The sequence below is a fragment of the Sporosarcina sp. P33 genome (genome assembly GCF_002077155.1).
Lineage (GTDB): Bacteria > Bacillota > Bacilli > Bacillales_A > Planococcaceae > Sporosarcina.
In genome coordinates, this window is the sequence record NZ_CP015027.1 from 2,714,489 (window position 1) to 2,738,905 (window position 24,417).

Here is a 24,417-nt window from a genome sequence, read left to right on the forward strand (position 1 = left end):
TCTTTTTTTGCCGGGAGTTTTGTAGCTTTAATTGGAACTTCCTTCACAACACTCTCGCTATTTTCCTTCTTTTTTTGTACAATAAAGAAAAGAGCTGTAAGGACAAGCGAGAAAGGTGACAGAAGATGTCTAGCGAACTATTACTGAATTTGAAAGATGCATTACTTTACTTTTTTCTGAACCCCGTCTGGCTGGTTGCTTTAGTGGCTGCCTATATGCTCGGCAGTAAACGGGTAAGCCGCGAGCGGACAGACTTTAATGTAAGCATACGAAAAGGTTCAGCTGAGATGAAACATGCGATTTCAGCGGGCTGGCTGCACGGACTGGTGCTGTCGATTTTGATTGCCGGTATCGGATTGATCGTCGACTTCAACTGGATTGTGATGTTATCTGTCGTTATGCTGCTCGTCATTCTCTCATTCTCTTATAAATTGGCTTCACCGATTTATTATGCAGCCATTGCATTTTTTGCGCTTTGGGCATTGAATCGCTGGGCAGGAGACGTTTCGATCGGCACATGGTTTGTACAGGAAGATCTGGACTTTTCCGGCACCCTGGCTATAACGGTGCCGATTATTGCAGGTCTGTTTCTGATCACGGAAGGCATGCTCGTTCGCCGTCATGCGGCACGTCATACGTCTCCGTTATTCGTACAGACTCAGCGCGGCGGGCGCGGTACGATCTATCAGTCAAAACTGCTGTGGATTGTGCCGGTTGTATTGCTGGTCCCGGGACATATGGTTTCAGAGTTTGCTCCATACTGGCCGCAATTTACGCTGGGCGCGGAGAAATTTTCATTTATTCCGATTCCGTTAGTGATCGGATTCTCACAGCTGGTGCGTTCTACATTCCCGGATGAACTGTTTCCTAAAATGGGGAAGGCGATTGCCTGGCTTGGCGCTGCTGTAGCGGCGATTGGAATTGGCGCGATCTGGATGCCAGTTCTCGGTTGGGCGGCTTTGCTAGCGGGCGTTGTTTGCCGCTTGCTGATCAGCGCAGTTATTTCGGCATCTGACCGCAATAAACAGGTGATGCTCGTGCCGCAGTCTGAAGGTGTCTTTGTCGTAGCGGTGCTGCCGGATTCGCCGGCAGAGAAGATGGGTATTGTAGCCGGTGATTTGATCAAGTCGGTGAACGGCATCTCGATTCACAATGAAGATGAATTGTATGATGCAGTTCAAGTGAATGCCGCACACTGCCGTTTGCAAGTAATCGGCCGCGACGGGGAAGTTCGTCTGAAGCAGCAAGTGCTGTTCCGTCACGATCACTTCCGTCTGGGCATGCTGGTTGTGCGGTAAAAGGGAGGACACTATGCAAGATTTCGATACGAAACTGTTGCTTGCGATGTTGCTGCCAGGAATTTTGGTCGTATTTTTCACCCGTGTGACATTTCATCACGTGGTCGGGTTAATTTTGACAGTGTCGCTCATTGCGGCGTCCGTCTATGCGGGATACACCCATAACTGGATGCTCTATGTGGCGGATGCTGTCTCACTTACTGCAGGTTTCTGGTTTGCAGCGCGCATGGTGAAAAATGCGCGGCTGAATCAGGCTGAGGAGTAAAAAAGAGCGGTTTTCAAAGAGCATATATGCTTTGAAAACCGCTTTTCTGTATCAAAAAGCAGTTGGCTGTTTTAACGAAGGCAGCTCAGGGGAATAGTAATAATACATAGTTAAAATAAACTGTACACGGCGAGTGCCGCAATCGTACCGATGACCACAAACATGACGTCGAGTCCGATGAATGACAAAGCAAAAGCTGTTACAGCGCCAATGACGCCAAATAGGATGTCATCCTGGATATGTAAGATGGCGGGGAATATAAGCGCGCCAAGCACTGCAAACGGAATATTGCGCAATACGCCGCTGACAATCGGCGGCAGCTCTTTTCCGTCGAGAATCGTCAATGGAATCATTCGCGGCAGGTACGTAGCAACGGCCATGCCGAGCAGCATCCACCAATAAGAAGCACCCATCAGTATTCCTCCTTCTGTGCAATAAATCGGTCTGCATTTTTATCACTCTTTACATACAGGATTTCAACGAAGATGGCGGAACCGAGTGTGGCAGCCAGAATCGACCATCCCGTAGATAAAGCATTGGAATAATATAATGCGCAATGAATCGCCGCGGCAATCAAAGCAAGCAGCACGACTTTGCGGTTGCCTTTCATCGAAGGCACAAGAAGCCCGATAAACATCGCATACAGCGCAACGGACATCGCTTTTTGCAGGAAATGCGGCAAATTCGCTCCAATAACGTGGCCGACTGCGGTGAAAATCACCCAGCTGCCGTACGCGATGAAGGCGACACCAAATGCAAATGCGGTCGTCACGGTGCGGTTCTTCTGCGTTGCGAGAACAGAAAATGTTTCATCTGTCACACCGAATGCATAGATGGCTTTCATCCATTTTGGTGCCGGCTCCACTTTTTCGCTTAATGAAGCGGTCATGAGAAAATGCCGGATATTGACGATAAACGTATTCATGACAATAAGCCAGGGCGCAACGCCGGTCGCAATGAGACTGAGCGCCATATACTGCGCAGCTCCTGCATACACGAACAGGCTCATTGCAGTCGCTTCGATTATAGACAATCCGGTTGTTTTGGCAAGAAGGCCGAACGTCAGCGCGACAGGGAAGTAACCGATCGCGATACTCGATCCTGCCTTCAGACCATGAGAAAACGTTGTATTCACTAAGCAGCCCATCCTTCTTTAACGAATCTGAATGCTAGTATACTATAACCGGACAAAATCCACAGCAGAACAAACAAAAACTGACTAAAAAAACCGATGAGGGTGTTGGCGATGAATGAATGGTTATCAATTGATAAAGTAGAGGATTTGGCAGAGCAGTACGAAGCTCTTGGTTTCTTAATGGGGCTGCTGCCGCCATTTATAGAAGCTTTCCTGCCGTTTTTGCCGTTGGTCGTATTCGTAATCGCCAACGCCATCGCGTTCGGATTCTGGTACGGTTTTATCCTGTCCTGGGCAGGGACGGTTGCAGGTTCGTATGTCGTATTTCTGCTGATCCGCAAGTACGGCGGCAATAAGTTCTTCTCTTTCCTGACCCGTCCGAAGAAAGTGCAGCAGCTGATTCATTGGGTAGAGCGCAACGGCTTCGGCCCGCTGTTCATCCTGATCTGTTTTCCGTTTACCCCTTCTGCGCTGGTCAATCTGGTGGCGGGCTTGTCGAAGATGAACAGGAAGAATTATTTGTTTGCGCTGATGCTCGGTAAGCTGGTGATGATCATGATGATTACGTTTATCGGTTATGATGTGCGTGCGCTGTTGACGCAGCCGATCCGGACGCTGATTATGTTTGTAGTTATTTTCCTGCTGTGGCTGGTGGGCAAGTGGTTCGAGCGGCGGCTTGCGCGGAGGGTTGAGGATGACTTCAGAAGTTTTTCGAGTTTGTATAAGCAGGACGAAAAAGAATAAAGGTTAACGTTTCCTGTCTCTCTTTTCTTTCGGTACAATGGAAGAAAGAGGGCAGGATTTTTGTGCTTGGTGATAGAAGTGAGGGAGAGCGGGAAGGCACGTTGATCCATATTCCAGGCGGGTCAATGGGCTGGATTTCTGCTGTCAGTCATATAAATTTGCTTGTTTAAATTGTTGTTTATATAAAGGGGATTTGTGTTGGGGCGTTGCTCGATTGGTTGTTGGGGATTGGAGTTAGGGAGTGTCCACTCTTAGGACCCGCGCCGGCACGTGGGGGATTGCCTTACGTCATGAGCCAGCTGGCGAAGAGCGTGCCAGTTGTCTCATGACTTCGGCCGACCCCGCAGTTGTGCCTGCGCTGCTGAGTGGGAGCAATCCCAGCACTTTTTTAAAGGAGAAGAAGTGCAGTGACTATTGGACGATTAGTGTATGCTCTGGCAAAAGAAGTGTCATATTCTGCTTCCCCCTAACTGAACGGAGGCGCCTTCCAAGCGGTCGGCGAAGTGATGAGACTGACAGGATGCTCTTCCCTGTCTGGCTCATTGCGTAGCCATCCGCCAGCGCCGCAGTGAGTTCAATGCCGTTCTGGCTCTGTTGTTGGAATCGTTGCTCGACTGTTTATTGAGGATTGAAGTTAGCAAGTGTCCTCTCTTCGGACCCGCGCCGGCACGTGGGGGATTGCCTTTTGTCATGAGCCAGCTGGCGAAGTGCGTGCCAGTTGTCTCATGACTTCGGCCGACCCCGCAGTTGTGCCTGCGCTGCTGAGTGGAAGCTATTCATGTACTCTTTTAAATGAGAAGAAGTGCAGTGACTGGTAGTCGACTGGCGTATGCTTTGGCAAAAGAAGTGTCATATTCTGCTTCCCTCTAACTAAACGGAGGCGCCTTACAAGCGGTAGGCGTAGCGATGAGACAGCCAGGCGCACTTCCTGTCTGGCTCATTGCGGAAGCCATCCGCCAGCACCGCAGTGAGTTCAATGCCGTTCTGGCACTGGGATTAGAATCGTTGCTCGATTTGATATTGGGGATTGAAGTTAGAAGGTGTCCGCTTTTAGGACCCGCGCAGGCACGTGGGGGATTGCCTTACGTCATGAGCCAGCTGGCGATAGTGCGCGCCAGTTGTCTCATGACTTCGGCCGACCCCGCAGTTGTGCCTGCGCTGCTGAGTGGGAGCAATCCCAGCACTTTTTTAAAGGAGAAGAAGTGCAGTGACTATTGGACGATTAGTGTATGCTCTGGCAAAAGAAGTGTCATATTCTGCTTCCCCCCTAACTAAACGGAGGCGCCTTCCAAGCGGTCGGCGAAGTGATGAGACTGACAGGATGCTCTTCCCTGTCTGGCTCATTGCGTAGCCATCCGCCAGCGCCGCAGTGGGTCCAAGGATGTTTTGCTTCTCTTATCACAATGACGGCAACTGGTGTATTCCATTTTCGATACAAAAAGCAGAAAACCATCTGCACAGCACTTGCCCGTCACATTTCAAAAATCAGAAGCCAAAGTAGCTCCCACTCACCGAACGAAGACGCCATACAAGCGGTCGGCTCATCGCGAAGCCATCCGCCAGCGCGCAGTGAGTCCAATGCCGTTTCACTTCACTTATTATAATGACGTACCAATTCTGTGCTACTTACTATATAACTATCATCCATTGCCCATGAAAGGGGAGAGAGCTATGTCGTTGCGTTTTGTTACAGGTCGCTCCGGTACAGGGAAGACGACTTTTATTGAACAGGAAATTGCAGAAGAGCTGAAGGAGCGGCCGATGGGGCCTCCTATCGTAATCATCGTGCCCGACCAGCAGTCATACTCGATGGAATACAGCCTGTCCGTCACACGCGGACTGTCCGGGATGATCCGTGCGCAAGTGCTGACGTTCAAACGCCTTGCGTGGCGCGTGCTGCAGGAAGTGGGCGGCATCACGCGGGAAGAAGTCGACAGCTTCGGCTACCGCATGCTCGTGCGCAGCGTGCTCGAAGAAAACAAAGACTCGTTCAAACTGTTTAAGCAGGCGGCCTCTAAACATGGATTCGCCGAGCAAGTCAGCGACATCATGAAAGAATTCAGCAAATACTGCATCGACCGGCAGGCGTTTGCCGAACTGACCGGCTCGCTGGCAGCCAAAGATGCATCGAGAATTTTGCAGGACAAAGCGCATGACCTGCAGCTGCTGCTTGAGAAAATTGAAGAACGTCTTGGAACGACCTATATGGACAGCGAAGGGCAGCTCAACGCCCTTGCTGAACAGTTGCCGCATACGGAGTGGCTGCAGGATGCATCAATCTATATTGACGGTTTCGGAGACTTTACGACACAGGAATACAACATCATTACACAATTAATGAAATATACGAAACGTGTCACGGTTGTGCTGCCGATGGAAGAAAAGCTCCACAGCGGAGAGCATGAACTGTTCCATACAGCAGAACAGCAATACGAAACGCTGCAGCAGCTCGCATACAGTGAAACTGTTGAGCGCGAGGAACGGGTTCATCTGACGGAACCGCAGCGCTTTGCGAACCAGGAACTTGCACATCTGGAAGAACAGTTCGATCGTTACCCGCCCGAAGCGTGTGAAGCGACGGGCGCTATTCATCTGATTGAAGCGACGAACCGGCGGGCGGAAGTGCATGCGGTGGCGCGGTCGATTCGGAAAATGATGCGTGAAGGCAAGCGCTACCGGGGAATGACGGTATTGTACCGGCAGCCAGATGCGTATGACGAATTGATTCAAAATATTTTTACGCAATATGATATCCCTGTTTTCATCAGTCAGAAAAAACCGATGCTGCATCATCCGCTCATCGAATTCGTTCGTTCATTGCTGGAGGCGGTGCGCACGGACTGGTCGTATGAAGCGGTGTTTCGTGCAGTAAAGACGGATCTCTTTTTCCCTGCCAATGAAAGCAAACAAGTGTGGAGGGAACGGGCTGACCGCCTGGAGAATTTTGTGCTGGCAAAAGGAATTCACGGCACTTCACGCTGGAACGATGAAGAACGCTGGAAAGTCAGCCGTTACCGGGGACTGGAAAAGGTTCGCACTGTGCAGACCGATGAAGAGCTCGCGATACAGGCGGAGTTTGCGGAGACCCGGGATTTGATCCGCACGCCGCTGATGGAACTGCAGCAGAAACTGAAAGCGGCGGTGACCGGGCGGGATGTCGCGGAGGCATTGTTTGTCACGCTGGAATCATTGAACGTCTACGATAAAATCATTGAGCTGCAGCAGGCGGAACATATGAATAACCGGCTGCAGGCGGCTGCAGAGCACGAACAGGCATGGACCAGCTGGATCAATGTGCTCGATCAGTTTGTGCTGATGTTTGGAGACAAGGAACTTCCGATTGCGGAATCGATCAAAATTCTCGATGAAGGATTCGATACGCTGGAATTTAAACTCATTCCGCCGTCACTCGACCAAGTGACCGTGACGACAGTGGAGCTGTTTAATTCCATGGACGTGGAGGCCGTGTTTGTGCTCGGTGCGAATGAAGGGGTACTGCCTCTCCGCAATGATCACGAAGGATTATTATCAGACGGTGACCGGGAATTATTCAGTGAACTTGGCATTACGCTGGCACCGACTACCAAGCTTCAGCTTATGCGCGAATCGTTTATGGCGTACCGTGCGTTCACAGGAGCGAGTCAGCGGCTGACAGTCAGTTATCCGGTTGCGGACGAAGAGGGAAAGGCGCTCATACCGTCGCTTTACATTCCGAGGCTGCAGCAGATTGTATCGAATATACCGCTTGAAACAGCAGTTATTGAGCCGACCGAACTGTCAGAAGTTGAAGATAAGCTGACGTATATTGAGCACCCGGAAGTGGCGCTGTCTTACGCGATCCGCATGATGCGTGAAGCTTCTGCCCATGAGGAAATCGAACCTGAATGGCAGGCGGTCCTTGCATATTATACTGAAGATCCGCTCTGGTCATCGATTATCCAGTCGATTGTGCAGCCTGCTTTAAAACGCCAGAAAACAGAGCTGCTGGAGCCGGAATTGACAGCCGGTTTATATGGTTCTTCGTTTACAACGAGTGTATCGCGGATCGAATCGTATTACAGCTGTCCGTTCCAGCATTTCACGACATACGGGCTTGGCTTGCAGGAGCGTTTTGAATTTCAGCTGGAAGCCCCGGATATCGGGGATTTATTCCACGCGGCGCTGAAATGGGTGTCTGATGAAGTGATGCGCCAGGGGCTTTCCTGGGCTGCGCTGACGAAAGAACAGTGCTGGCAGCTGGGCCGGGATGCGATTGATGCATTAGCGCCGAAGTTTTTCCACCGTATTTTACTGTCGAGCCAGCGCTATGCATATATCCAAAGAAAATTGATGCAAATTATTCAGCGGACGATCCGCGCACTGCAGTCACAGGCGCGCAATTCAAGATTTACGCCGATTGCGATTGAAGCAGGGTTTGGTCCGAATGAAGAAATCGCGCCGCTTGAAATTAATTTGAAAAACGGCCGGCATATGCATATTAGAGGACGAATTGACCGCATTGACACAATGAAAAAAGATGATCAGACGTTTCTGCGTGTAGTGGATTATAAATCTTCAGCACGGGCGCTCGATTTGACGGAAGTGTATTACGGTTTGTCGCTGCAAATGCTGACTTATCTCGATGTTGCGCTTGAGCATGCGGAAGACTGGCTCGGTGTGTATGCGAATCCGGCAGGGGTGCTGTATATGTATGTGCACAATCCGATGCTGCGCATGACGAAAGAGCTGACCGAAGAAGCGGTGGAAAAAGAATTGCTTAAATCCTATAAAATGCAAGGCTATATTATTGAAGACGCTGAAGTGGCGCTTGGCATGGACGACAGACTGGAAAGTGAGTCACTTATTATTCCGGCGCGCCTGAAAAAAGACGGGACGTTTTATTCGACGTCGAAAGTAGTGCCGCCTGAAGATATTAATATGATGCGTTCATTTGTCCGGAAAAGGCATCAGCAGGCGGGCGACGGAATGCTGTCAGGCGATACGCGCGTATATCCGTACCGGCTGAAAGAACATATGCCATGTACGTTCTGTTCGTATCAGTCCATCTGTCAGTTCGACAAGACGGATCCGACACAGCCGACGCGGAATTATACGGCGTTCAAGCCCGAAGAATCATTAGAAAAGATGCGGAAGGAGATAGATCCAGATGCGAATTCCAGATAAGCCGCCGCATGAGACGTTCACGGACGACCAATGGAGGGCGATCCATGCGTCCGGCAAAGATATCCTCGTGTCTGCGGCTGCAGGTTCGGGGAAAACAAAAGTCCTTATTACGCGGATGATAGAAAAAGTATTGAATACGGAAAATCCGATCGATGTCGATCAGCTGCTCGTTGTCACATTTACAAATGCGGCCGCTGCAGAGATGCGCCACCGGATGGCCAGTGCACTTGAAGAAGCGATCATTAATGATCCGTCTTCTGTTCATTTGCGCAGACAGTTGAATCTGCTGAATAAAGCACAAATTTCTTCTTTGCACTCGTTCTGCCTGCAAGTCGTGCGGCAATACTCGTATGTGCTTGATATTGATCCTGGATTCCGGATTGCCGATGCAACAGAAGCATCGATTCTGCGTGACGATACGATTGCACTCGTGCTTGAGGACGCATACAGCCAGGCAGATCCAGAGGCAATTTATCGTCTGAGCGACAGTTTTACGGCGGACCGGAACGACCAGGCAATTGAAACACTGATAGACAAGCTCTATGACTATTCACGCGTGCACCCGAATCCTTCGCAGTGGCTGGCACTCATTCCTCAGCAGTATGAAATTGGAGACGATGCGACAATTGACGGTCTGTCATTTATTGATTCACTGAAACTTTCGATCCGTCATACGCTCGAAGAAGCGAAAACGGTTACGCGGGATCTCCAGCGGGTGGCGGAAATGAATGAAGGGCCGCTGCCGCTGCAGGAGACCGCTAAAGCGGATGAAGCCTGGATTGACGGGGCGCTTCATCATATGCTTCACGGCACATGGGAAGAGGCTTTTACGTATTTCCAGACGCTGAAATGGGTGAAAGCGGGCACGATTAAGAAAGACACTTGTGATGAAGAACTGGCGGCACGCGGCAAAGCGATGCGCGATCAGGTGAAGAAAATCGTCAATGCATTAAAAGATACGTATTTTACGAGAACACCTGCCAGGCTGCTGGAAGAAATCCGCCTGATGGCACCGCTCATGCATACGCTGGTCGGACTTGTCGAAGATTTTGCCGTGCGTTATCAAAAGGTAAAGGAAGAGCGCGGTTTAGTGGATTTCTCTGATTTGGAGCATTATGCGCTGCAGATTTTATCTAAAGAAGGGGAACTCGCACCTTCTGATATTGCGATTGACTACCGGAACCGCTTTGCGGAAGTGCTTGTCGATGAGTACCAGGACACGAACTTCTTGCAGGAAGCAATTTTGCAGCTAATCAAGCAGGGCGGTGAAGCGGACGGGAATTTGTTTATGGTTGGGGATGTTAAGCAGTCGATCTATCGCTTCCGTCTCGCAGAACCGGGGCTCTTTTTAGGCAAGTATGGCCGATTTACAGAAGATGTGCAGCAGCAGGGGCTGAAAATCGATTTAAACGCCAATTTCCGGAGCCGCAAGGAAGTGCTCGACGCAACGAACTTCATTTTCAGGCAAATCATGGGGACACGCGTCGGTGAAATTGAATATGACGAAGCGGCGGCGCTGAAGTACGGCGCGCAATATCCTGAAAAAGAAGTGGCGGCAGGACTGACGATACTTTATGAAAATGAAGAGGAAGAAGATCTGTCGGAAGAGCAGGAAGCGCAGCAGGAGCTGAAGAAATCCCAAGTGGAGGCACGTGCCATTGCGCAGAAAATCAACGCGTGGAAAGACAGTCAGGCACAGGTGTCAGATGCCTTCAGCGGAAAGCAGCGTCCGCTTGAGTACCGCGATATCGTCATTCTCATGCGTTCGATGACATGGTCGGGAGAAATTGCGGATGAACTGAAAGCGGCGGGCATTCCTGTCTATGTGGAATTATCGTCCGGCTATTTTGACGCCATTGAAGTGATGATCATGCTGAATACTTTGCGGGTGATTGATAATCCGTATCAGGATATTCCGCTCGTTTCCGTTCTGCGGGCACCGTTTGTCGGTCTAACGGAAAATGAACTTGCGCAGATCCGTCTGGTAAACCGGAATGTATCGTTTTACGAGGCAGTGCAGACATTTATGCAGACAGGCGGCGCCGGCATTCATTCTGCTGCACAGGAAAAACTGCAGCGTTTTTTCCTGCTCCTGGAAGACTGGCGCAATATGGCCCGGCACGGATCGCTGTCAGAATTAATTTGGCAAGTGTATCAAGATACGTATTACTACGAAATGGTCGGAATTCTGCCAAACGGCAAACAGCGACAGGCGAATTTGCGTGCGCTGCATGACCGGGCAATGATGTATGAAAAAACTTCATTCCGCGGTCTGTTCCGCTTCCTTCGTTTCATCGACCGCATGCGTAAACGCGGTGATGATCTCGGAGAAGCGCGTTTTATGAGCGAAAAGGAAAACGTCGTTCGCATCATGACGATCCACTCGTCCAAAGGGCTTGAGTTCCCGTATGTATTTTTAGCCGGCATGGGGCGTCCTTTCAATAAGATGGACTTCCATAATCCGTATCTGTTCGATCAGCACTTCGGCCTGGCTGTCAAAGCGATTGATCCTGACAAGCGAATCATGTTCACCTCTTTGCCGTTCCTCGCGATCAAAGAGAAGAAAGAGCTCGAGATGCGTGCAGAAGAGATGCGGGTGCTCTACGTGGCCATGACGCGAGCTAAAGAGCATCTGGAGCTGATCGCATCGGTCAAAGATATTGAAAAAACGATCACGCAGTGGCAGGAAGCACAGCTGCTTGATGAATCAGAGCCGCTGCCTGAATATAAACGTTCAAGGGCGGCCGGTTATCTTGACTGGATCGGTCCCGCAGTTGCGCGCCATATCGACTTCATGAAGTTCGGCAAGACAGCGGGCGGGGAACTGATGGATGATGCATCGAAGTGGGAAGTCAACGCGTATCCATTTTCCGCGTTCCGCAGCACAGAGGAGACCGGATTTGATGACTGGCTGCCGGTTGATCAGGAAGCGGCAGTGGCGGATCCGGAACTGACGGAAGTAGTGCGCAGCCGTTTTGACGCGCAATATCCGCATGAGGCTGCGGTCGGCATGTCATCTAAACAGTCCGTCAGCGAATTGAAACGGATTGCATTGCTGGAGCTCGAACGCGGAGACGCCGATCCGTTTGAAGAGCTGGAGACGGATGCTGCAAAACGCATGACAAATCTTCATGCACGCCCTTCCTTTTTACAGCAGCGCTCGCTGACAAAAGCTGAGATTGGTACGGCGATGCATACGGTCATGCAGCATCTTGACTTGAAGAATGAACTTAATCAGGAAAGTGCCGCACAATTTGTCCGGCAGCTGGAAACACGTGAGCTGCTGACGAAAGAAGAAGCGGCAGCCATCGACGTGCAGGCAATTGCGGAGTTTTTCCATACGCCGCTCGGTCAGCGGATGAAGCAGGCCGACCAAGTTCTGCGTGAGATGCCGTTCACATATGCTCACCGCGCTGCAGAAGGCGAGTATCAGCTGCTGCAGGGGATTGCGGACTGCTTATTCCATGAAGACGGCGAGTGGGTGCTTGTCGATTATAAAACAGATGACGTCAGTAAGTTTTATTCTGACAAGGCGATTGCCAATGAAATGCAAATCCGTTACGGCACGCAGCTGAATCTGTATAAGAACGTGCTGGAATCCATTCTGTCGATTGAAATAAAAGAAATGCTCCTGTATTTATTCAGCGAGGCAAAAACTATTAGCTTACAGGAGGAATTAGTTTGAAGGTGACTCCTACGCCACTTACAGAGCGGGTGGAAGCACTCGATTACTTAAGGGGCATCGCATTACTCGGGATTCTCATTGCGAATATGCTGCATTTCCATTCACCGTATGCGTATATGGATCCGTATTCGTGGTATACCATACCGTCTGAGCAGTCCATGTTCCATTTTATTGATGTATTTATCGAAGCAAGTTTCTATCCGCTGTTTGCGATGCTGTTCGGCTACGGCATCAATATGCAGTATGAGAAATCAGTAAAGCAGAATACAGCGTTCGGTCCTTTCATGGCAAAGCGGATGACAGTTCTGCTCTTATTCGGTGTGCTGCATGCTGTGCTGATCTGGTCGGGGGATATTCTTGTTACGTATGCTCTGATGGGATTCATCATGATCGCAGTCGTTCGGATACCGAAAAAGTGGCTGCTGGCTCTGTCACTCCTGATCTATTTCGTGCCGTCGCTGCTGCTCTACGGCTTGTCCGTACTGATGCGCAGTAATAGCGGTTCTTTCATGATGGACGGGTTCGCAGATACGAAGCAAATTGAATTGGCGATTTCAGCTTACGGAAACGGAACGTTCGGAGAAATTTTTGCTTTTCGTCTGAATGAATTTTTTATGTTTGAAATTATCGGCTTGTTGACTTCTGGTTTTATTATTTTGCCATTGATTATGATGGGGGCTGCCTTTTCCAAGTGGAAGGTGATCGAAAAGATGTATGCCCATAAAGGGAAACTGCTGGTTGTGCTGTTCGTTTTCCTTCCTGTCGGGCTTGTGCTGAAAAACGTTCCGAACTGGGATGGGCCGAAATTTGAAAATGTTCTGCTGGTGCAGTCGATATTTGGCGGACCTGTCCTGACAGTCGGCTGGGCGGCATTGTTTTTACTGCTGTTTCAGGTCCCATTTTTGAAGTACATCACAAAGCCGTTCGCAACCGTCGGCCGAATGGCGTTTACTACGTATATCATGCAGTCGGTTATTGCGACGCTGATATTTTATTCATACGGAGCCGGTCTGTATGGTAAAGTAGATATTGTGACCGGCACGTGGCTGGCCATCGGTATTTTTGCGGCGCAGCTCATTGCAGCGCAGGTCTGGCTGTCGAAATTCCGCATGGGACCGCTTGAAGCCTTATGGCGGAAGCTGTCCTACGGAAAGAATTTCGACAATAAAGAGGAAAAAGTATAGATTTTGTCGTAACATAGGAGTATGTGAATTCACATGGAAAGGGTTGGGCATTCAAATGAAACTATTGTCATTCCGTTACGAAGGGCAGACATTATTCGGACCAAAAGTGAAACGTGAGGAAGCTGTTTGGGATGTACTTGCAATGGCAGAAGCACTGGAGCAGACTGATTTTCCTAAGACAATGATTGAAGCTGTATCTCTTGGAATGGATTTTGTAGAGATGGTTCGTAAATTGGTGGAGAAAACAGAAGCTGAAGGAAATGCAGAGCAGTTTAAGCATGCGTTTACAGCGATTGAGTGGCTGTCTCCAATCCCGCGCACACCGAAAAACGTATTATGTGTAGGCAAGAACTATTTGGATCATGCGGAGGAGCTCGGATCAAAAGCACCGGAAAAACTGATGCTGTTTACAAAATCTCCAACTGCTATTGCTGGAGATGAGCAAACACTTCCAGTTCACAGCGATGTTACGGATTCATTGGATTACGAAGGGGAATTGGCTGTCGTCATCGGCAGAACAGGCAAGAATATCCCTAAGCAGCTGGCGTATGATTATGTTTTCGGTTATACAATCGGCAATGACATTACAGCGCGCAATATCCAGACGGAGCACAGACAGTTCTTCTTAGGCAAAAGCTTAGACGGCTCTTGTCCGATGGGGCCTTATGTAGTGACGAAAGACGAAATTCCAAACCCGCAAAATTTATCTGTCGTTACAAAAGTAAATGATGAAGTGCGTCAAAACGGCAATACATCGGCTATGATATTCAAAATCGATGACTTGATTGCAGAAATTTCCAAGTATGTGACGCTGGAGCCGGGCGATGTGATTCTGACAGGTACGCCTGCCGGGGTAGGCAAAGGCATGACGCCGCCGACATATTTGAAAAAGGGCGATACAGTAAAGGTATCTGTGCAAGGTATCGGCACATTAGTCAACCGTTTCGAATAATCTTCCGGAATATGAAATAAGCAATAGAATAGTCGTTGTTTGAAAGATATGGTAGAATATCAAACGACTATACTAAAATGAGGTGGCAATATTGGGCTTTTTAACTGATACAACCCATATGCATATTTTTACGTGGGTAGTTGCAATTGTACTATTTTTAGTTTCTGCCAGCATGGCAACAGGATCAAAAGGTAAAACAGTTACACATATGATTTTGCGTCTGTTCTACGTTCTGATCATCATTACAGGGGCGGCGCTGTTCTTCAAGCATATGACGATTGATTCTGCGCTGTACGGAATTAAGTTCGTACTCGGTATTTTGACTATCGGATTTATGGAAATGGTGCTTGTGCGCGGCAATAAAGGAAAAAACACAGGACTTATGTGGATTCTTTTCATCGTCGCATTACTGGCAACATTATTTGTTGGCTTCAAACTGCCGGTGGGCTTCAACTGGTTTGCGTAAGAACTAAACATTGAATGTAAAAGGGGATGAGCAAATGGCCGCATCAACGGGGTGGATATTTTTACTTGTAATCCTGTTATTGATGGCGCTGTTTGCCGTCACCGTTTTGATCAGTGCGCGCAGGCAGCATGATCCTGACTTTTCTTCAGAAGATGATCAGTGAGCAGCAGTGGAGGGTTTTCCCTCTTACTGCTTTTTTATTTGTCGCGAGCGGCCATTTTTTCACAAGATTGTCGCATTTACATACGGTACCAGCTGTTTTCAAAAGAAAGAATGGCGCTGTTTGCGGCCGTTTGATAAACTGAAAGAAGAGTTTTGTGAGGAGGATTTACTAAATTGAAACGAATGATTGGACTATTGGCGGCATGTATGCTTGCCCTATCTATAGCAACACCGGCTTTTGCGGATACCGGCAGAACATTCAGTGATGAAAGTATTTATGATTTGCTCGTTGACCGTTTCAACAATGGTCTCGGGGAAAATGATTTCGAAGCGGATGCAAAAGATCCCAGCGCTTTTAATGGCGGAGACTTTGCCGGAATCAGCAACCGCCTTCAGCATTTGCTCGACATGCACTTTACGATGATTTCGGTCGGTCCGGTTTTCAAAACCGCTTCCTATGACGGAAATGACGTACTCGATTATAACGAGATCGAACCGCACTTCGGAACAGCAGAACAGTTCACGGCATTGATTGATGAAACGCATGACAATGATTTAAAAGTCATGGCGGATTTCCCTTTCACTGGTGATGTAACGGATGCGGCTGTTCAAAACGAATTGAAGGAATATGCGGTACAATTTGTTACGGATTATGAACTGAACGGGCTTCGTCTGACGAAACTTGGCCAGGCAGACACGGATTTTTTAAATGGTGTTATTAATGCAGTGAAGGAAGCACGTGAAGGGTTATATGTAATTACGAATGAAGCAAGTGATGCATCATTTGACAGCACGCCTGCTGAAAAGGAAAGTGCAGCAATGCAGGAATCTTTCGTTCAAGTAGATCCGGATTCCTCTTCATTGGATCAAATCAGCAAAGACAGCGAAGGAAAGCTGCTTCAGTTCGATGATCTGACAGGGCCGCGCTTCACTTATAAAATGGTGGAGCTGCGCCAATTCCCTCCAACACGCTGGAAAGTGGCAACAGCGGCACAATTCATGCTTCCTGGCGTGCCGTTAGTGCCATATGCAACTGAAATTGCCGTCAACGGAAAAGAAGCGCCTGAATCCCATCCGTTCTTTAACTTCAAGACCGACATGGAACTGAAAGAGTGGATCGGGGATCTCAACACGCTTCGTAATGATTCCGACACGCTGCGCAACGGAGATTTTAAATTCCTGCACAATGAAGATGGCTTCGTCGTATTTGAACGCACATCGGATGAGGAAAAATGGATCATTGCGCTGAACAACACATCAGAAGTGCAAAGTATAGAAATCGACCCGGAAAAAATCGGAGAGAATAAAAAACTCCGCGGTGTTCTTGGCCAGGATTTAATTAAAGAAACAAAAGACAATAAATATCACATTGTGCTTGATCGTGAGCTTGCTGAAATTTATATCATTGAAGACGACAAAGGCTTCAATACGCCTTATCTGATCGCTTCTATCATGGTTGTCGTACTGTTCCTGCTGTTCCTGTACATGGTGATTCGCAAAGGTAAACAGTCCGGGCAAGCGGGGCAGTGAGTGAAACACCTGATTATACATGAACAAAAAACGCGAGGAAAATGAAAACAGACAGTCTGCACATGCGCAGACTGTCTGTTTTATTCATTTTCTGTTTGATTCAGGAAGAATAATGCTATCGTTCCGGGGCCTGCATGTGAGCCGATAACGGAGCCGATTTGATGGATTTCAATGGCTTTTGGCTTGACGACTTCTTGGATCATTTCCTCAAATTCTTTGGCGGTTTTTAAATCGTCGCCGTGGCTGATGGCAATCGTTTGCTCCTGCAGGTTGCTGCCGCGCTCTTCCATCATTTCAATCATGCGGCGAAGCACTTTCTTGCGTCCGCGATGCTTCTCTATCGGCACAAGTTTTCCCTCTTCTACGTGGAGCAGCGGCTTGATGTTGAGCAGGCCGCCGAAGAACGCACTCGCTTTGGATACACGTCCGCCTTTCGCGAGGTAGTCCAGATCTTCCACTGTGAATAAATGTTCCATATGTGAGGCCATTGTGCGGACTTTATCTTCGATTTCCTGCACACCGAGACCTTCATCCCGCAGACGCACTGCTTCTTTAACGAGCAGGCCGTAACCGAGGGACGCGCAGTGTGAATTGATGATTGCCAAGTTCATGGAAGGGTTTTCCTCCCTTACTTGATCACTCGTCATGACAGCTGTTTGATACGTTCCGGACAGCTCGGAGGAGAAAGCAATATAAAGACCGTCTTCACCGGATGCTGCGAGGCTTTTCCAAGTTTGCATCATTTTATCAGGTGAAGCCTGCGATGTTTTTGGCTGCTGTCCTTGGCGAATGGCATCAAACACTTCGTTAGAATGAATTTCAACGATGTCTTCATATTCCTTGCCATCAAGAAGGACACTGAGCGGAAATAATTCCACATCATTTTCTTTAAAAAATTCCAGCGGTAAATCACAGGCACTGTCTGCAAAAATTTTCATACCTATTCCCCCTTATACGACGATGTTTTTCTGTAGTGCCAAACGTTCTTCAAGTATCCGTGAAATTCCATCTTCATTATTCGTATCGGTAATTTCATCCGCAATCGATTTTAATCGGTCGATCGCATTCCCCATAGCTACCCCTGTACCTGCGTAATCAATCATTTCCAAATCATTGTCTTCGTCGCCGAACGCGATGATCCGTTCTTTCGGCACGTTCATCCATTTCGAGACGGCATCGATTCCAACGGCTTTATTCAGGCCGTGACGAACGATTTCCACGATATGGAACGGCGCTCCCCAGCGGCGGTGATCGATAACTTCCGCATGCAGATCTTCAAGGTGCCGGCGAATCGGTTCGACTGTCGGCTGATCCGCTTGAATCAGCAGGCTGGTCGGATCTGTTTTTAACGAATCCCGGATATCTCCTGCTGTAATGAGCGGATTGCCAAAGTTTAAAATATCTAAAAAGCGTTCATCATGATATTGGGCATAAACGTCATCCATCACTTCCGCCACAATATTTTTTACGGGGAAGTCCTGCATCGCTTCCACGACTTCATTGACAACCGGCAAAGCGATTGGTTCATGAATCGTCTTCCACGAGCTGTCAGTCGGATGATGAACGAATGCACCGTTAAAATTGACAATAGGTGTCGTCAATCCAAGCTGCCGGTAATAGATCTCGCTGGCACGGTACGGACGCCCGGTTGCAATCATCACGTGATGGCCTTGCGAAGCGGCTATGCGCAATGATTCCATAGTTTTAGGTGAAATGACTTTCTCGTCTGTCAGTAAAGTTCCGTCCAAATCCAACACGATTAAATGCGGTTTCATTGAATCCTCTCCTATAGGTACTGATAAGTTCTCGTTATTATGTCTTTATAGTTTATCGTTAATAGAGAGAGTAAGTCAAAAGAATGAATGATAAGGCGAAGGTTTTGTCATCTCTGCTAAATGTTGTTATTCTGAAATAACAGCAAATGATCGCAGGAAAAGAGGAATCGGAATGATTATTCGTTCAGAACAATGGCGGGAAATACCTGTCCTTCATATCGTGGAACAGTCAAAAGAGGCCGAGCGTATTCCGGTCGTACTATTTTTTCACGGATTTACCAGTGCGAAAGAACATAATTTACATTATGCATATAACTTGGCGAAACAAGGAATCCGTGTTATTTTGCCGGAAGCAAAGCTGCATGGAGACCGTTCAGAATCATTGGATGAGTTTCAGCTGGCATTAAACTTTTGGGAAATCGTTTTGAATTCAATTAAAGAAGCGGACATGCTATATGAAGAGCTGCATCGAAAAGGGCTGGCAGACGACAGCACGCCAATCGGGATGGCAGGCACGTCGATGGGCGGCATCACTACTTTCGGCTGTCTGGCAAGCTATGACTGGATTGATGCAGCTTCTGTCATGATGGGCTCACCGGCATTCACACGTCTGGCAAAAGGACAGATCGCTTATGCGGAGCGCGGCGGCCGGAAAATTCCTGTATCTGCCGAAGAACGTGAGAAGCTGTTTACTGCACTTGATCAAGTGGATTTATCAAAAAATGCAAGAAGACTTCATCAGCGTCCGCTGTTCATGTGGCACGGAGAGCAAGATACTATGGTGCCATTTGAAATCACAAAAGACTTCTATGAAGAAATTCAGCAAGATTACGAAGACCATCCGGAACGCCTGAAATGGATGCCTGACGAAAATGCGGGACATACAGTTTCACGTAAGGGAATGCTTGCTTCAGTCGATTGGCTTGCACAGCATTTGCTTGCGCGGCAGTATGTTGGTAAGATAGAATCATCACACATCAGAGAGGAGCATTCCGATGAGCGAAGAAGAAATTAAGCAATATTTGTTCGGTGCACTAGAAAACGTCATCGACCCTGAACTGGGTATTGATATCGTCAACCTTGGATTGGTTTACAATGCAGAGCTGCTTGAAGGCGGCGTTGCGAAAGTCACGATGACACTGACATCCATGGGCTGCCCGATGGGTCCGCAGATCGTAGCAAACATCAAGCAAGAACTGATGGAACTTCCTGAAGTGAAAGAAGCAGAAGTTGACATCGTCTGGAACCCCCCATGGTCCCGCGACAACATGTCACGCTACGCAAAAATGGCACTCGGCGTAAGATAATAGATCACACAAACCACACGGTTCCCATCGTGTGGTTTTTTTATTGGGAATGTACAGAATGGAGTGATTCGGGTCAGCCAGCGATTCTAAAATAATTATGATCGCGGCGTTAGGCAGTATGTGAATTATTTTGGCTGTTGAATCTATTGCAGGATTGCGTGCAGAACAGATTACATTTTAAGTCCGTAATGACTGCAAATCTCCCTTTCATGTATAACAAAAGTATCTTCATCTAATCAATGAGCGGATAACAGGCTAGTATGAGCGCTTGCACAGATCCATTGAGCGCTTAACGACAGTTTTGAGCGGTTGCCAGCCCGCATAGAGCGCTCACATATCCACTATGATCGCTTAGGAAGGATTAATGAGCGGCAGCCGAGGGTGTTTCAAGATCACGGCACAGCCAAACACTACTTCAGAGACGACATAAATGAAATGGAGCGGAAAACCTCATACGCAGATTAAATCAGTCCTTCATTTCCATTAAATGATAAGAAAAAGAAGGAATTGCGGGTTTTTGTCGAATAGGATGATGTAGCGTCAAACAGAATGTATTAGGGGGAATAGGAAAATGTCAGTAAAAACAGCAGACCTTTGCGATGATTTCATCGACGAACTGCAAGTATGCACGGTAGAATTCAAATCCTATGGAAAGCACAAGCGCTTTTCGGGGCCGATCTCGACGGTTAAAGTCTACGAAGACAACGTCCTGGTCAAGGAAGCACTGCAAACCATTCCAGAGGGCAATGTGCTGGTTGTCGACGGGGGAGGCTCGAAACGCTGCGCACTAATGGGGGATATGCTCGGCGAAATCGCACAAGACCGTAAACTCGCAGGTGTCATCATTTACGGATGCGCGCGCGATACAGCGGACATTGGCACGCAGGAAATTGGGGTTATGGCAATCGGCAGCATGCCGGTGAAAAGTATTAAACGCGGTGAAGGTCAGCGGGACGAAGTGCTTCACTTCGGCAACGTGGAATGGACGCCAGGCCATTACGTTTACGCAGATGAAGACGGTGTAGTAGTGGCACCCCGCAAACTGGTATAATCGACGTCGTCCGCTTCTTGCGGGCGGCTTTTTTCTATACAGAAATGGACGAAAAAACAGCGGCTTTATTTGAGGTAAATTCTTTTACATTTCCTTCATAATAGACTATAATTAAATTAATCAAAGATAGTCAAAGTCAAACAAATGAAAGGCGGATGTATATGCGTATGGATGGAATGCAAGAAGATCAGCGCACACCACTGGAGCAATTTGGCCGTAATCTCGTGGATGAAGTGAAAAATGGAAAAATGGATCCGGTAATTGGCCGGGATGAAGAAATCCGAAATGTCATTCGAATATTATCAAGAAAGACGAAAAACAACCCGGTTCTCATTGGGGAACCGGGTGTAGGGAAGACCGCAATCGTTGAAGGGCTCGCCCAGCGCATCGTTAAAGGTGACGTGCCGGAAGGATTGAAAGACCGTCAGATATTTGAACTCGATATGAGTGCATTGATTGCGGGCGCGAAGTATCGGGGGGAATTTGAAGAACGTCTGAAAGGCGTGCTGAAACAAGTAAAAGACAGTGAAGGGGAAATCATTTTATTCATCGATGAAATCCACACGATTGTCGGAGCAGGAAAGACGGAAGGCGCGATGGATGCGGGGAATATGCTGAAGCCGATGCTTGCGCGGGGAGAACTGTACTGTATTGGTGCTACGACACTCGACGAGTACCGCATGTATATCGAGAAAGATCCTGCGCTTGAGCGACGCTTCCAGCAAGTGATGGTACGGGAACCGTCTGTAGAAGACACAGTTTCAATTTTGCGCGGACTGAAAGAGCGTTTTGAGCTGCATCACGGAGTGCGTATTCATGACCGGGCTTTAGTTGCCGCTGCCACATTATCGGACCGTTATTTGACAGAGCGTTTCATGCCGGATAAAGCTATTGATTTAATTGATGAAGCAAGTGCGATGATCCGGACGGAAATTGACTCTATGCCGTCAGAGTTGGATGCGGTAACCCGCAGAATAATGCAGCTTGAAATTGAAGAACAGGCACTTCGCAAAGAAAAAGATTCCATGAGCCAGTCGCGCCTGAAGACATTGCGTGAAGAGCTGCAGGAATTGAAAGATTCATCCAAAGAGATGCGTGAACAATGGGATGAAGAAAAAGCGGCATTGAAAAAGGTTCAGAGCAAACGGGAGGAACTCGATCGTTATCGCCGGGAGCTGGAAGAGGCACAAAGCCGTTTTGATTTGAACAAAGCCGCGGAATTGCAGTACGGAAAAATTCCTGAACTTGAAAAGGAATTGAAGGCACTGGAAAGTCCGCTGGAGGGCAGCCAGGATCTCCGCCTGTTGCGTGAAGAAGTGACAGAAGAAGAGATTGCTTCCATTGTGGCGCGCTGGACAGGCATTCCTGTGACAAAACTGGTCGAAGGTGAACGGGAAAAGCTATTGCGTTTGCATGAAACGCTGAAAGAACGCGTCATCGGTCAGGATAATGCGGTGCAGCTTGTAACGGAAGCTGTATGGCGTGCGCGTGCGGGTATCCAGGATCCGCATAAACCGATTGGGTCATTCCTGTTTTTAGGGCCGACTGGAGTCGGGAAAACCGAACTTGCCAAAACATTGGCAGCCACATTATTTGATTCGGAAGACCACTTTGTGCGAATCGATATGTCAGAGTATATGGAAAAACACAGTGTGTCCCGCTTAGTCGGAGCACCTCCGGGGTATATCGGTTATGAAGAAGGCGGGCAGTTAACAGAGGCGGTTCGCCGGAATCCATATGCGGTCGTACTGCTCGATGAAATTGAAAAAGCGCATCCCGATGTGGCAAATATTTTGCTGCAAATCTTGGATGACGGACGCATCACAGACAGTCAGGGCCGTTTGGTGAACTTTACTAATACCGTTGTGATTATGACTTCAAATATCGGATCAGCCTATTTACTTGAAAATGATCTGGATGCTGAAGATCATGCGAAAGAAGATTTAATCATGGCTGAGCTTCGCCGTCATTTTAAACCGGAACTGCTGAACCGTATGGACGATATCATTATCTTCCATTCACTGACTGAAGAATCGTTTAAAGGAATTACACGCAAAATGCTTGGCGATGTGGTCAGCCGTCTGGCAGAGCAAGATATCCCGCTTCTTTATGACGATGAAGTACTGGACTGGATTGTTCGTGAAGGTGCGGATGCCGACTTCGGTGCCCGTCCGCTGAAACGGTTTATTCAGCGCTATGTGGAAACAAAAGTAGCAAAAGAAGTAATTCGGGGAGGTCTGGAAGAAGGCCAGCCGATCAAATTGTCGATGGAAGATGGACAATTAGCCGTGCATGTTACACAGAAGGCATAAGAAAAAAGATAAAAAGCGTAAGAACTGGTGAACAGTTCTTACGCTTTTTTAGTCGTCAATCAAACGTCTGCAGGCGACTCATCTGGAATAACAGCTGTGATAATCAGTACAACAACAGCTAAAACGATAGAGACGGTTACGCCCGCCATGAAGTCAAATTCAAAGCCTCCAATAGAACCGGCAACGTAGTTTAACATAGCTACCAATAGGAACGACCAAACAAATGTCATAATATAGTGCATGATTTTCACCTCGACTAGTCTATTTCAAAGTATATCATACCATAGCGGGCTAAACCGATGAAATGATAATATCCATTATATTTGACGAAAAAGTGTCCTCTTCTTGAATAAAGGCTCGTTTTCTTTTATAATTACCACCAGGTACTAATATTAGATGATAAGGAACGGGGTAGATGAAATGAGAGCTGGGCTTTTAGGAGTGGGGAAATATGTTCCGCCGACTGTTATAACAAATGAAGATTTAGAAAAACGTATAGATACTTCCGATGAATGGATTCGCACGCGCACCGGCATTGAGGAGCGCAGAATTGCGGACGATGAAACAAACACTTCAGACATGGCGTATGAAGCGGCAAAAGCTGCACTGGAGTCAGCGGATATCCGTGCTGATCAAATTGGTCTGATTCTGGTGGCCACAGTAACACCTGATCATATATTCCCTTCAGTTGCCACAATGATTCAGGATCGCCTCGGCGCTAAAAATGCTGCAGCGATGGATATTTCCGCAGCCTGTGCAGGATTTATGTATGGTGTAGTGACGGCAAAGCAATTTGTTGAATCTGGTGCTTATGATTATGTTCTGGTAGTAGGTGTAGAAAAATTATCGAAGATTGTGGACTGGGAAGACCGTAATACCGCTGTTTTATTCGGAGACGGTGCCGGTGCGACAGTCGTAGGTAAAGTAAGTGAAGGAAGAGGTATTCTTTCATTTGAATTGGGAGCGGACGGTTCCGGAGGGAAGCATCTGTGCCACAATGATCACTTAGAAATGAACGGCCGTGAAGTATTTAAGTTTGCGGTTCGCCAAATGGGAGAATCTGCAGTGAGCGTTGCAGAAAAAGCGGGACTGACGAAAGATGATGTAGATTATCTGATACCGCACCAAGCGAATATCCGTATTATGGAAGCATCCCGTGAACGTCTCGGACTGCCAATCGAGAAAATGTCAAAAACAGTCCACAAATACGGAAATACATCTGCTGCATCAATTCCGATTTCATTAACAGATGATTTAGCGGAAGGCCGCGTCAAGGATGATGATATTATCGTGCTGGTAGGATTCGGGGGCGGCTTGACATGGGGCGCCTTATGTATAAAATGGGGTAAGTAAACAACCGGTTTAACTAAAGTTGACGATAGAAAGGG

The 24,417-nt window shown here is 48.0% G+C and carries 20 protein-coding genes; 15 read left to right on the forward strand and 5 right to left on the reverse strand.

Translation table 11 applies throughout. The features are described from left to right. The first annotated feature begins 125 nt into the window (after positions 1 to 125). Positions 126 to 1,298 (forward strand): PDZ domain-containing protein, encoded by a 1,173-nt coding sequence (locus tag SporoP33_RS13240; RefSeq protein WP_081244156.1) that lies wholly within the window; start codon positions 126 to 128, stop codon positions 1,296 to 1,298. Between the two features lie 13 nt (positions 1,299 to 1,311). Then, a complete protein-coding gene (locus SporoP33_RS13245; RefSeq protein WP_081244157.1) occupies positions 1,312 to 1,563 on the forward strand; it encodes a CsbA family protein in 252 nt (83 codons plus the stop codon). A gap of 110 nt (positions 1,564 to 1,673) precedes the next feature. Here SporoP33_RS13245 and SporoP33_RS13250 read toward each other — a convergent pair whose 3' ends face one another. After that, on the reverse strand, positions 1,674 to 1,976 hold the full coding sequence (locus SporoP33_RS13250; protein WP_081244158.1) for an AzlD domain-containing protein: 303 nt from the start codon (positions 1,974 to 1,976) through the stop codon (positions 1,674 to 1,676). After that, positions 1,976 to 2,698: an AzlC family ABC transporter permease gene (locus tag SporoP33_RS13255; protein WP_231293254.1), complete on the reverse strand. Its 723-nt coding sequence runs from the start codon at positions 2,696 to 2,698 to the stop codon at positions 1,976 to 1,978. The genes SporoP33_RS13250 and SporoP33_RS13255 overlap by 1 nt, the downstream gene beginning before the upstream one ends. Positions 2,699 to 2,809: 111 nt before the next feature. Between SporoP33_RS13255 and SporoP33_RS13260 the strand changes: the two genes are divergently transcribed. The 8 genes from SporoP33_RS13260 (at position 2,810) to SporoP33_RS13295 (ending at position 16,584) form a co-directional block, all read left to right on the forward strand. Next, positions 2,810 to 3,442 carry a TVP38/TMEM64 family protein gene (locus SporoP33_RS13260; protein ID WP_081244160.1) on the forward strand — a complete coding sequence of 211 codons (633 nt, stop codon included), beginning with the start codon at positions 2,810 to 2,812 and terminating at the stop codon, positions 3,440 to 3,442. 1,671 nt (positions 3,443 to 5,113) lie between these two features. Then, positions 5,114 to 8,605 carry a helicase-exonuclease AddAB subunit AddB gene (gene addB, locus SporoP33_RS13270; protein ID WP_081244162.1) on the forward strand — a complete coding sequence of 1,164 codons (3,492 nt, stop codon included), beginning with the start codon at positions 5,114 to 5,116 and terminating at the stop codon, positions 8,603 to 8,605. Then, complete coding sequence (addA, locus tag SporoP33_RS13275; protein WP_081244163.1) at positions 8,589 to 12,290, forward strand: helicase-exonuclease AddAB subunit AddA; 3,702 nt, start codon at positions 8,589 to 8,591, stop codon at positions 12,288 to 12,290. Before addB ends, addA begins: the two co-directional genes overlap by 17 nt. Before the next feature lie 2 nt (positions 12,291 to 12,292). Continuing rightward, positions 12,293 to 13,474, forward strand: coding sequence for a DUF418 domain-containing protein (locus SporoP33_RS13280; RefSeq protein WP_231293354.1), 1,182 nt, complete (start codon positions 12,293 to 12,295; stop codon positions 13,472 to 13,474). A gap of 55 nt (positions 13,475 to 13,529) precedes the next feature. After that, positions 13,530 to 14,426 carry a fumarylacetoacetate hydrolase family protein gene (locus tag SporoP33_RS13285; RefSeq protein WP_081244869.1) on the forward strand — a complete coding sequence of 299 codons (897 nt, stop codon included), beginning with the start codon at positions 13,530 to 13,532 and terminating at the stop codon, positions 14,424 to 14,426. 91 nt (positions 14,427 to 14,517) lie between these two features. Next, complete coding sequence (locus SporoP33_RS13290) at positions 14,518 to 14,892, forward strand: YisL family protein (protein WP_081244165.1); 375 nt, start codon at positions 14,518 to 14,520, stop codon at positions 14,890 to 14,892. Positions 14,893 to 14,926: 34 nt separating this feature from the next. Then, on the forward strand, positions 14,927 to 15,055 hold the full coding sequence (locus SporoP33_RS16500; RefSeq protein ID WP_255363018.1) for a hypothetical protein: 129 nt from the start codon (positions 14,927 to 14,929) through the stop codon (positions 15,053 to 15,055). A 182-nt stretch (positions 15,056 to 15,237) separates the two neighbouring features. Continuing rightward, entirely contained in the window at positions 15,238 to 16,584 is a 1,347-nt protein-coding gene (locus SporoP33_RS13295; RefSeq protein ID WP_231293355.1) for an alpha-amylase family glycosyl hydrolase, read from the forward strand. An 80-nt stretch (positions 16,585 to 16,664) separates the two neighbouring features. On the opposite strand, the gene SporoP33_RS13300 is transcribed toward SporoP33_RS13295, so the two are convergent. Continuing rightward, positions 16,665 to 17,522: a DegV family protein gene (locus tag SporoP33_RS13300; protein WP_081244167.1), complete on the reverse strand. Its 858-nt coding sequence runs from the start codon at positions 17,520 to 17,522 to the stop codon at positions 16,665 to 16,667. A 12-nt stretch (positions 17,523 to 17,534) separates the two neighbouring features. Further along, positions 17,535 to 18,359, reverse strand: coding sequence for a Cof-type HAD-IIB family hydrolase (locus tag SporoP33_RS13305; protein WP_081244168.1), 825 nt, complete (start codon positions 18,357 to 18,359; stop codon positions 17,535 to 17,537). 172 nt (positions 18,360 to 18,531) lie between these two features. On the opposite strand from SporoP33_RS13305, the gene SporoP33_RS13310 reads away from it, so the two are divergent. The 4 genes from SporoP33_RS13310 to SporoP33_RS13325 all read left to right on the forward strand — a co-directional run bounded on the left by SporoP33_RS13310 (position 18,532) and on the right by SporoP33_RS13325 (position 23,029). Next, complete coding sequence (locus SporoP33_RS13310; protein ID WP_081244169.1) at positions 18,532 to 19,374, forward strand: prolyl oligopeptidase family serine peptidase; 843 nt, start codon at positions 18,532 to 18,534, stop codon at positions 19,372 to 19,374. Beyond that, on the forward strand, positions 19,355 to 19,666 hold the full coding sequence (locus SporoP33_RS13315) for a metal-sulfur cluster assembly factor (RefSeq protein ID WP_081244170.1): 312 nt from the start codon (positions 19,355 to 19,357) through the stop codon (positions 19,664 to 19,666). The genes SporoP33_RS13310 and SporoP33_RS13315 overlap by 20 nt, the downstream gene beginning before the upstream one ends. Before the next feature lie 571 nt (positions 19,667 to 20,237). Further along, a complete protein-coding gene (rraA, locus tag SporoP33_RS13320) occupies positions 20,238 to 20,717 on the forward strand; it encodes a ribonuclease E activity regulator RraA (RefSeq protein ID WP_081244171.1) in 480 nt (159 codons plus the stop codon). Positions 20,718 to 20,884: 167 nt separating this feature from the next. Further along, the gene (locus SporoP33_RS13325) at positions 20,885 to 23,029 is read left to right on the forward strand and encodes an ATP-dependent Clp protease ATP-binding subunit (protein ID WP_269466707.1); all 2,145 of its coding nucleotides are present in this window, start codon (positions 20,885 to 20,887) and stop codon (positions 23,027 to 23,029) included. 59 nt (positions 23,030 to 23,088) lie between these two features. Here SporoP33_RS13325 and SporoP33_RS13330 read toward each other — a convergent pair whose 3' ends face one another. Further along, positions 23,089 to 23,271: a YjzD family protein gene (locus tag SporoP33_RS13330; protein WP_081244173.1), complete on the reverse strand. Its 183-nt coding sequence runs from the start codon at positions 23,269 to 23,271 to the stop codon at positions 23,089 to 23,091. A gap of 178 nt (positions 23,272 to 23,449) precedes the next feature. Between SporoP33_RS13330 and SporoP33_RS13335 the strand changes: the two genes are divergently transcribed. Next, the gene (locus SporoP33_RS13335) at positions 23,450 to 24,382 is read left to right on the forward strand and encodes a beta-ketoacyl-ACP synthase III (RefSeq protein WP_081244174.1); all 933 of its coding nucleotides are present in this window, start codon (positions 23,450 to 23,452) and stop codon (positions 24,380 to 24,382) included. The last annotated feature ends 35 nt before the right edge of the window (positions 24,383 to 24,417 follow it).

Excerpts from the sequence above, each read along its gene's own strand:
- SporoP33_RS13240 (WP_081244156.1), top strand. The coding sequence starts at position 126 with ATGTCTAGCGAACTATTACTGAATTTGAAAGATGCATTACTTTACTTT.
- SporoP33_RS13245 (WP_081244157.1), top strand. The coding sequence starts at position 1,312 with ATGCAAGATTTCGATACGAAACTGTTGCTTGCGATGTTGCTGCCAGGA.
- SporoP33_RS13250 (WP_081244158.1), bottom strand. The coding sequence starts at position 1,976 with ATGGGTGCTTCTTATTGGTGGATGCTGCTCGGCATGGCCGTTGCTACG.
- SporoP33_RS13260 (WP_081244160.1), top strand. The coding sequence starts at position 2,810 with ATGAATGAATGGTTATCAATTGATAAAGTAGAGGATTTGGCAGAGCAG.
- addB (WP_081244162.1), top strand. The coding sequence starts at position 5,114 with ATGTCGTTGCGTTTTGTTACAGGTCGCTCCGGTACAGGGAAGACGACT.
- addA (WP_081244163.1), top strand. The coding sequence starts at position 8,589 with ATGCGAATTCCAGATAAGCCGCCGCATGAGACGTTCACGGACGACCAA.
- SporoP33_RS13285 (WP_081244869.1), top strand. The coding sequence starts at position 13,530 with ATGAAACTATTGTCATTCCGTTACGAAGGGCAGACATTATTCGGACCA.
- SporoP33_RS16500 (WP_255363018.1), top strand. The coding sequence starts at position 14,927 with ATGGCCGCATCAACGGGGTGGATATTTTTACTTGTAATCCTGTTATTG.
- SporoP33_RS13295 (WP_231293355.1), top strand. The coding sequence starts at position 15,238 with ATGATTGGACTATTGGCGGCATGTATGCTTGCCCTATCTATAGCAACA.
- SporoP33_RS13300 (WP_081244167.1), bottom strand. The coding sequence starts at position 17,522 with ATGAAAATTTTTGCAGACAGTGCCTGTGATTTACCGCTGGAATTTTTT.
- SporoP33_RS13305 (WP_081244168.1), bottom strand. The coding sequence starts at position 18,359 with ATGAAACCGCATTTAATCGTGTTGGATTTGGACGGAACTTTACTGACA.
- SporoP33_RS13310 (WP_081244169.1), top strand. The coding sequence starts at position 18,532 with ATGATTATTCGTTCAGAACAATGGCGGGAAATACCTGTCCTTCATATC.
- SporoP33_RS13315 (WP_081244170.1), top strand. The coding sequence starts at position 19,355 with ATGAGCGAAGAAGAAATTAAGCAATATTTGTTCGGTGCACTAGAAAAC.
- rraA (WP_081244171.1), top strand. The coding sequence starts at position 20,238 with ATGTCAGTAAAAACAGCAGACCTTTGCGATGATTTCATCGACGAACTG.
- SporoP33_RS13325 (WP_269466707.1), top strand. The coding sequence starts at position 20,885 with ATGGATGGAATGCAAGAAGATCAGCGCACACCACTGGAGCAATTTGGC.
- SporoP33_RS13330 (WP_081244173.1), bottom strand. The coding sequence starts at position 23,271 with ATGCACTATATTATGACATTTGTTTGGTCGTTCCTATTGGTAGCTATG.
- SporoP33_RS13335 (WP_081244174.1), top strand. The coding sequence starts at position 23,450 with ATGAGAGCTGGGCTTTTAGGAGTGGGGAAATATGTTCCGCCGACTGTT.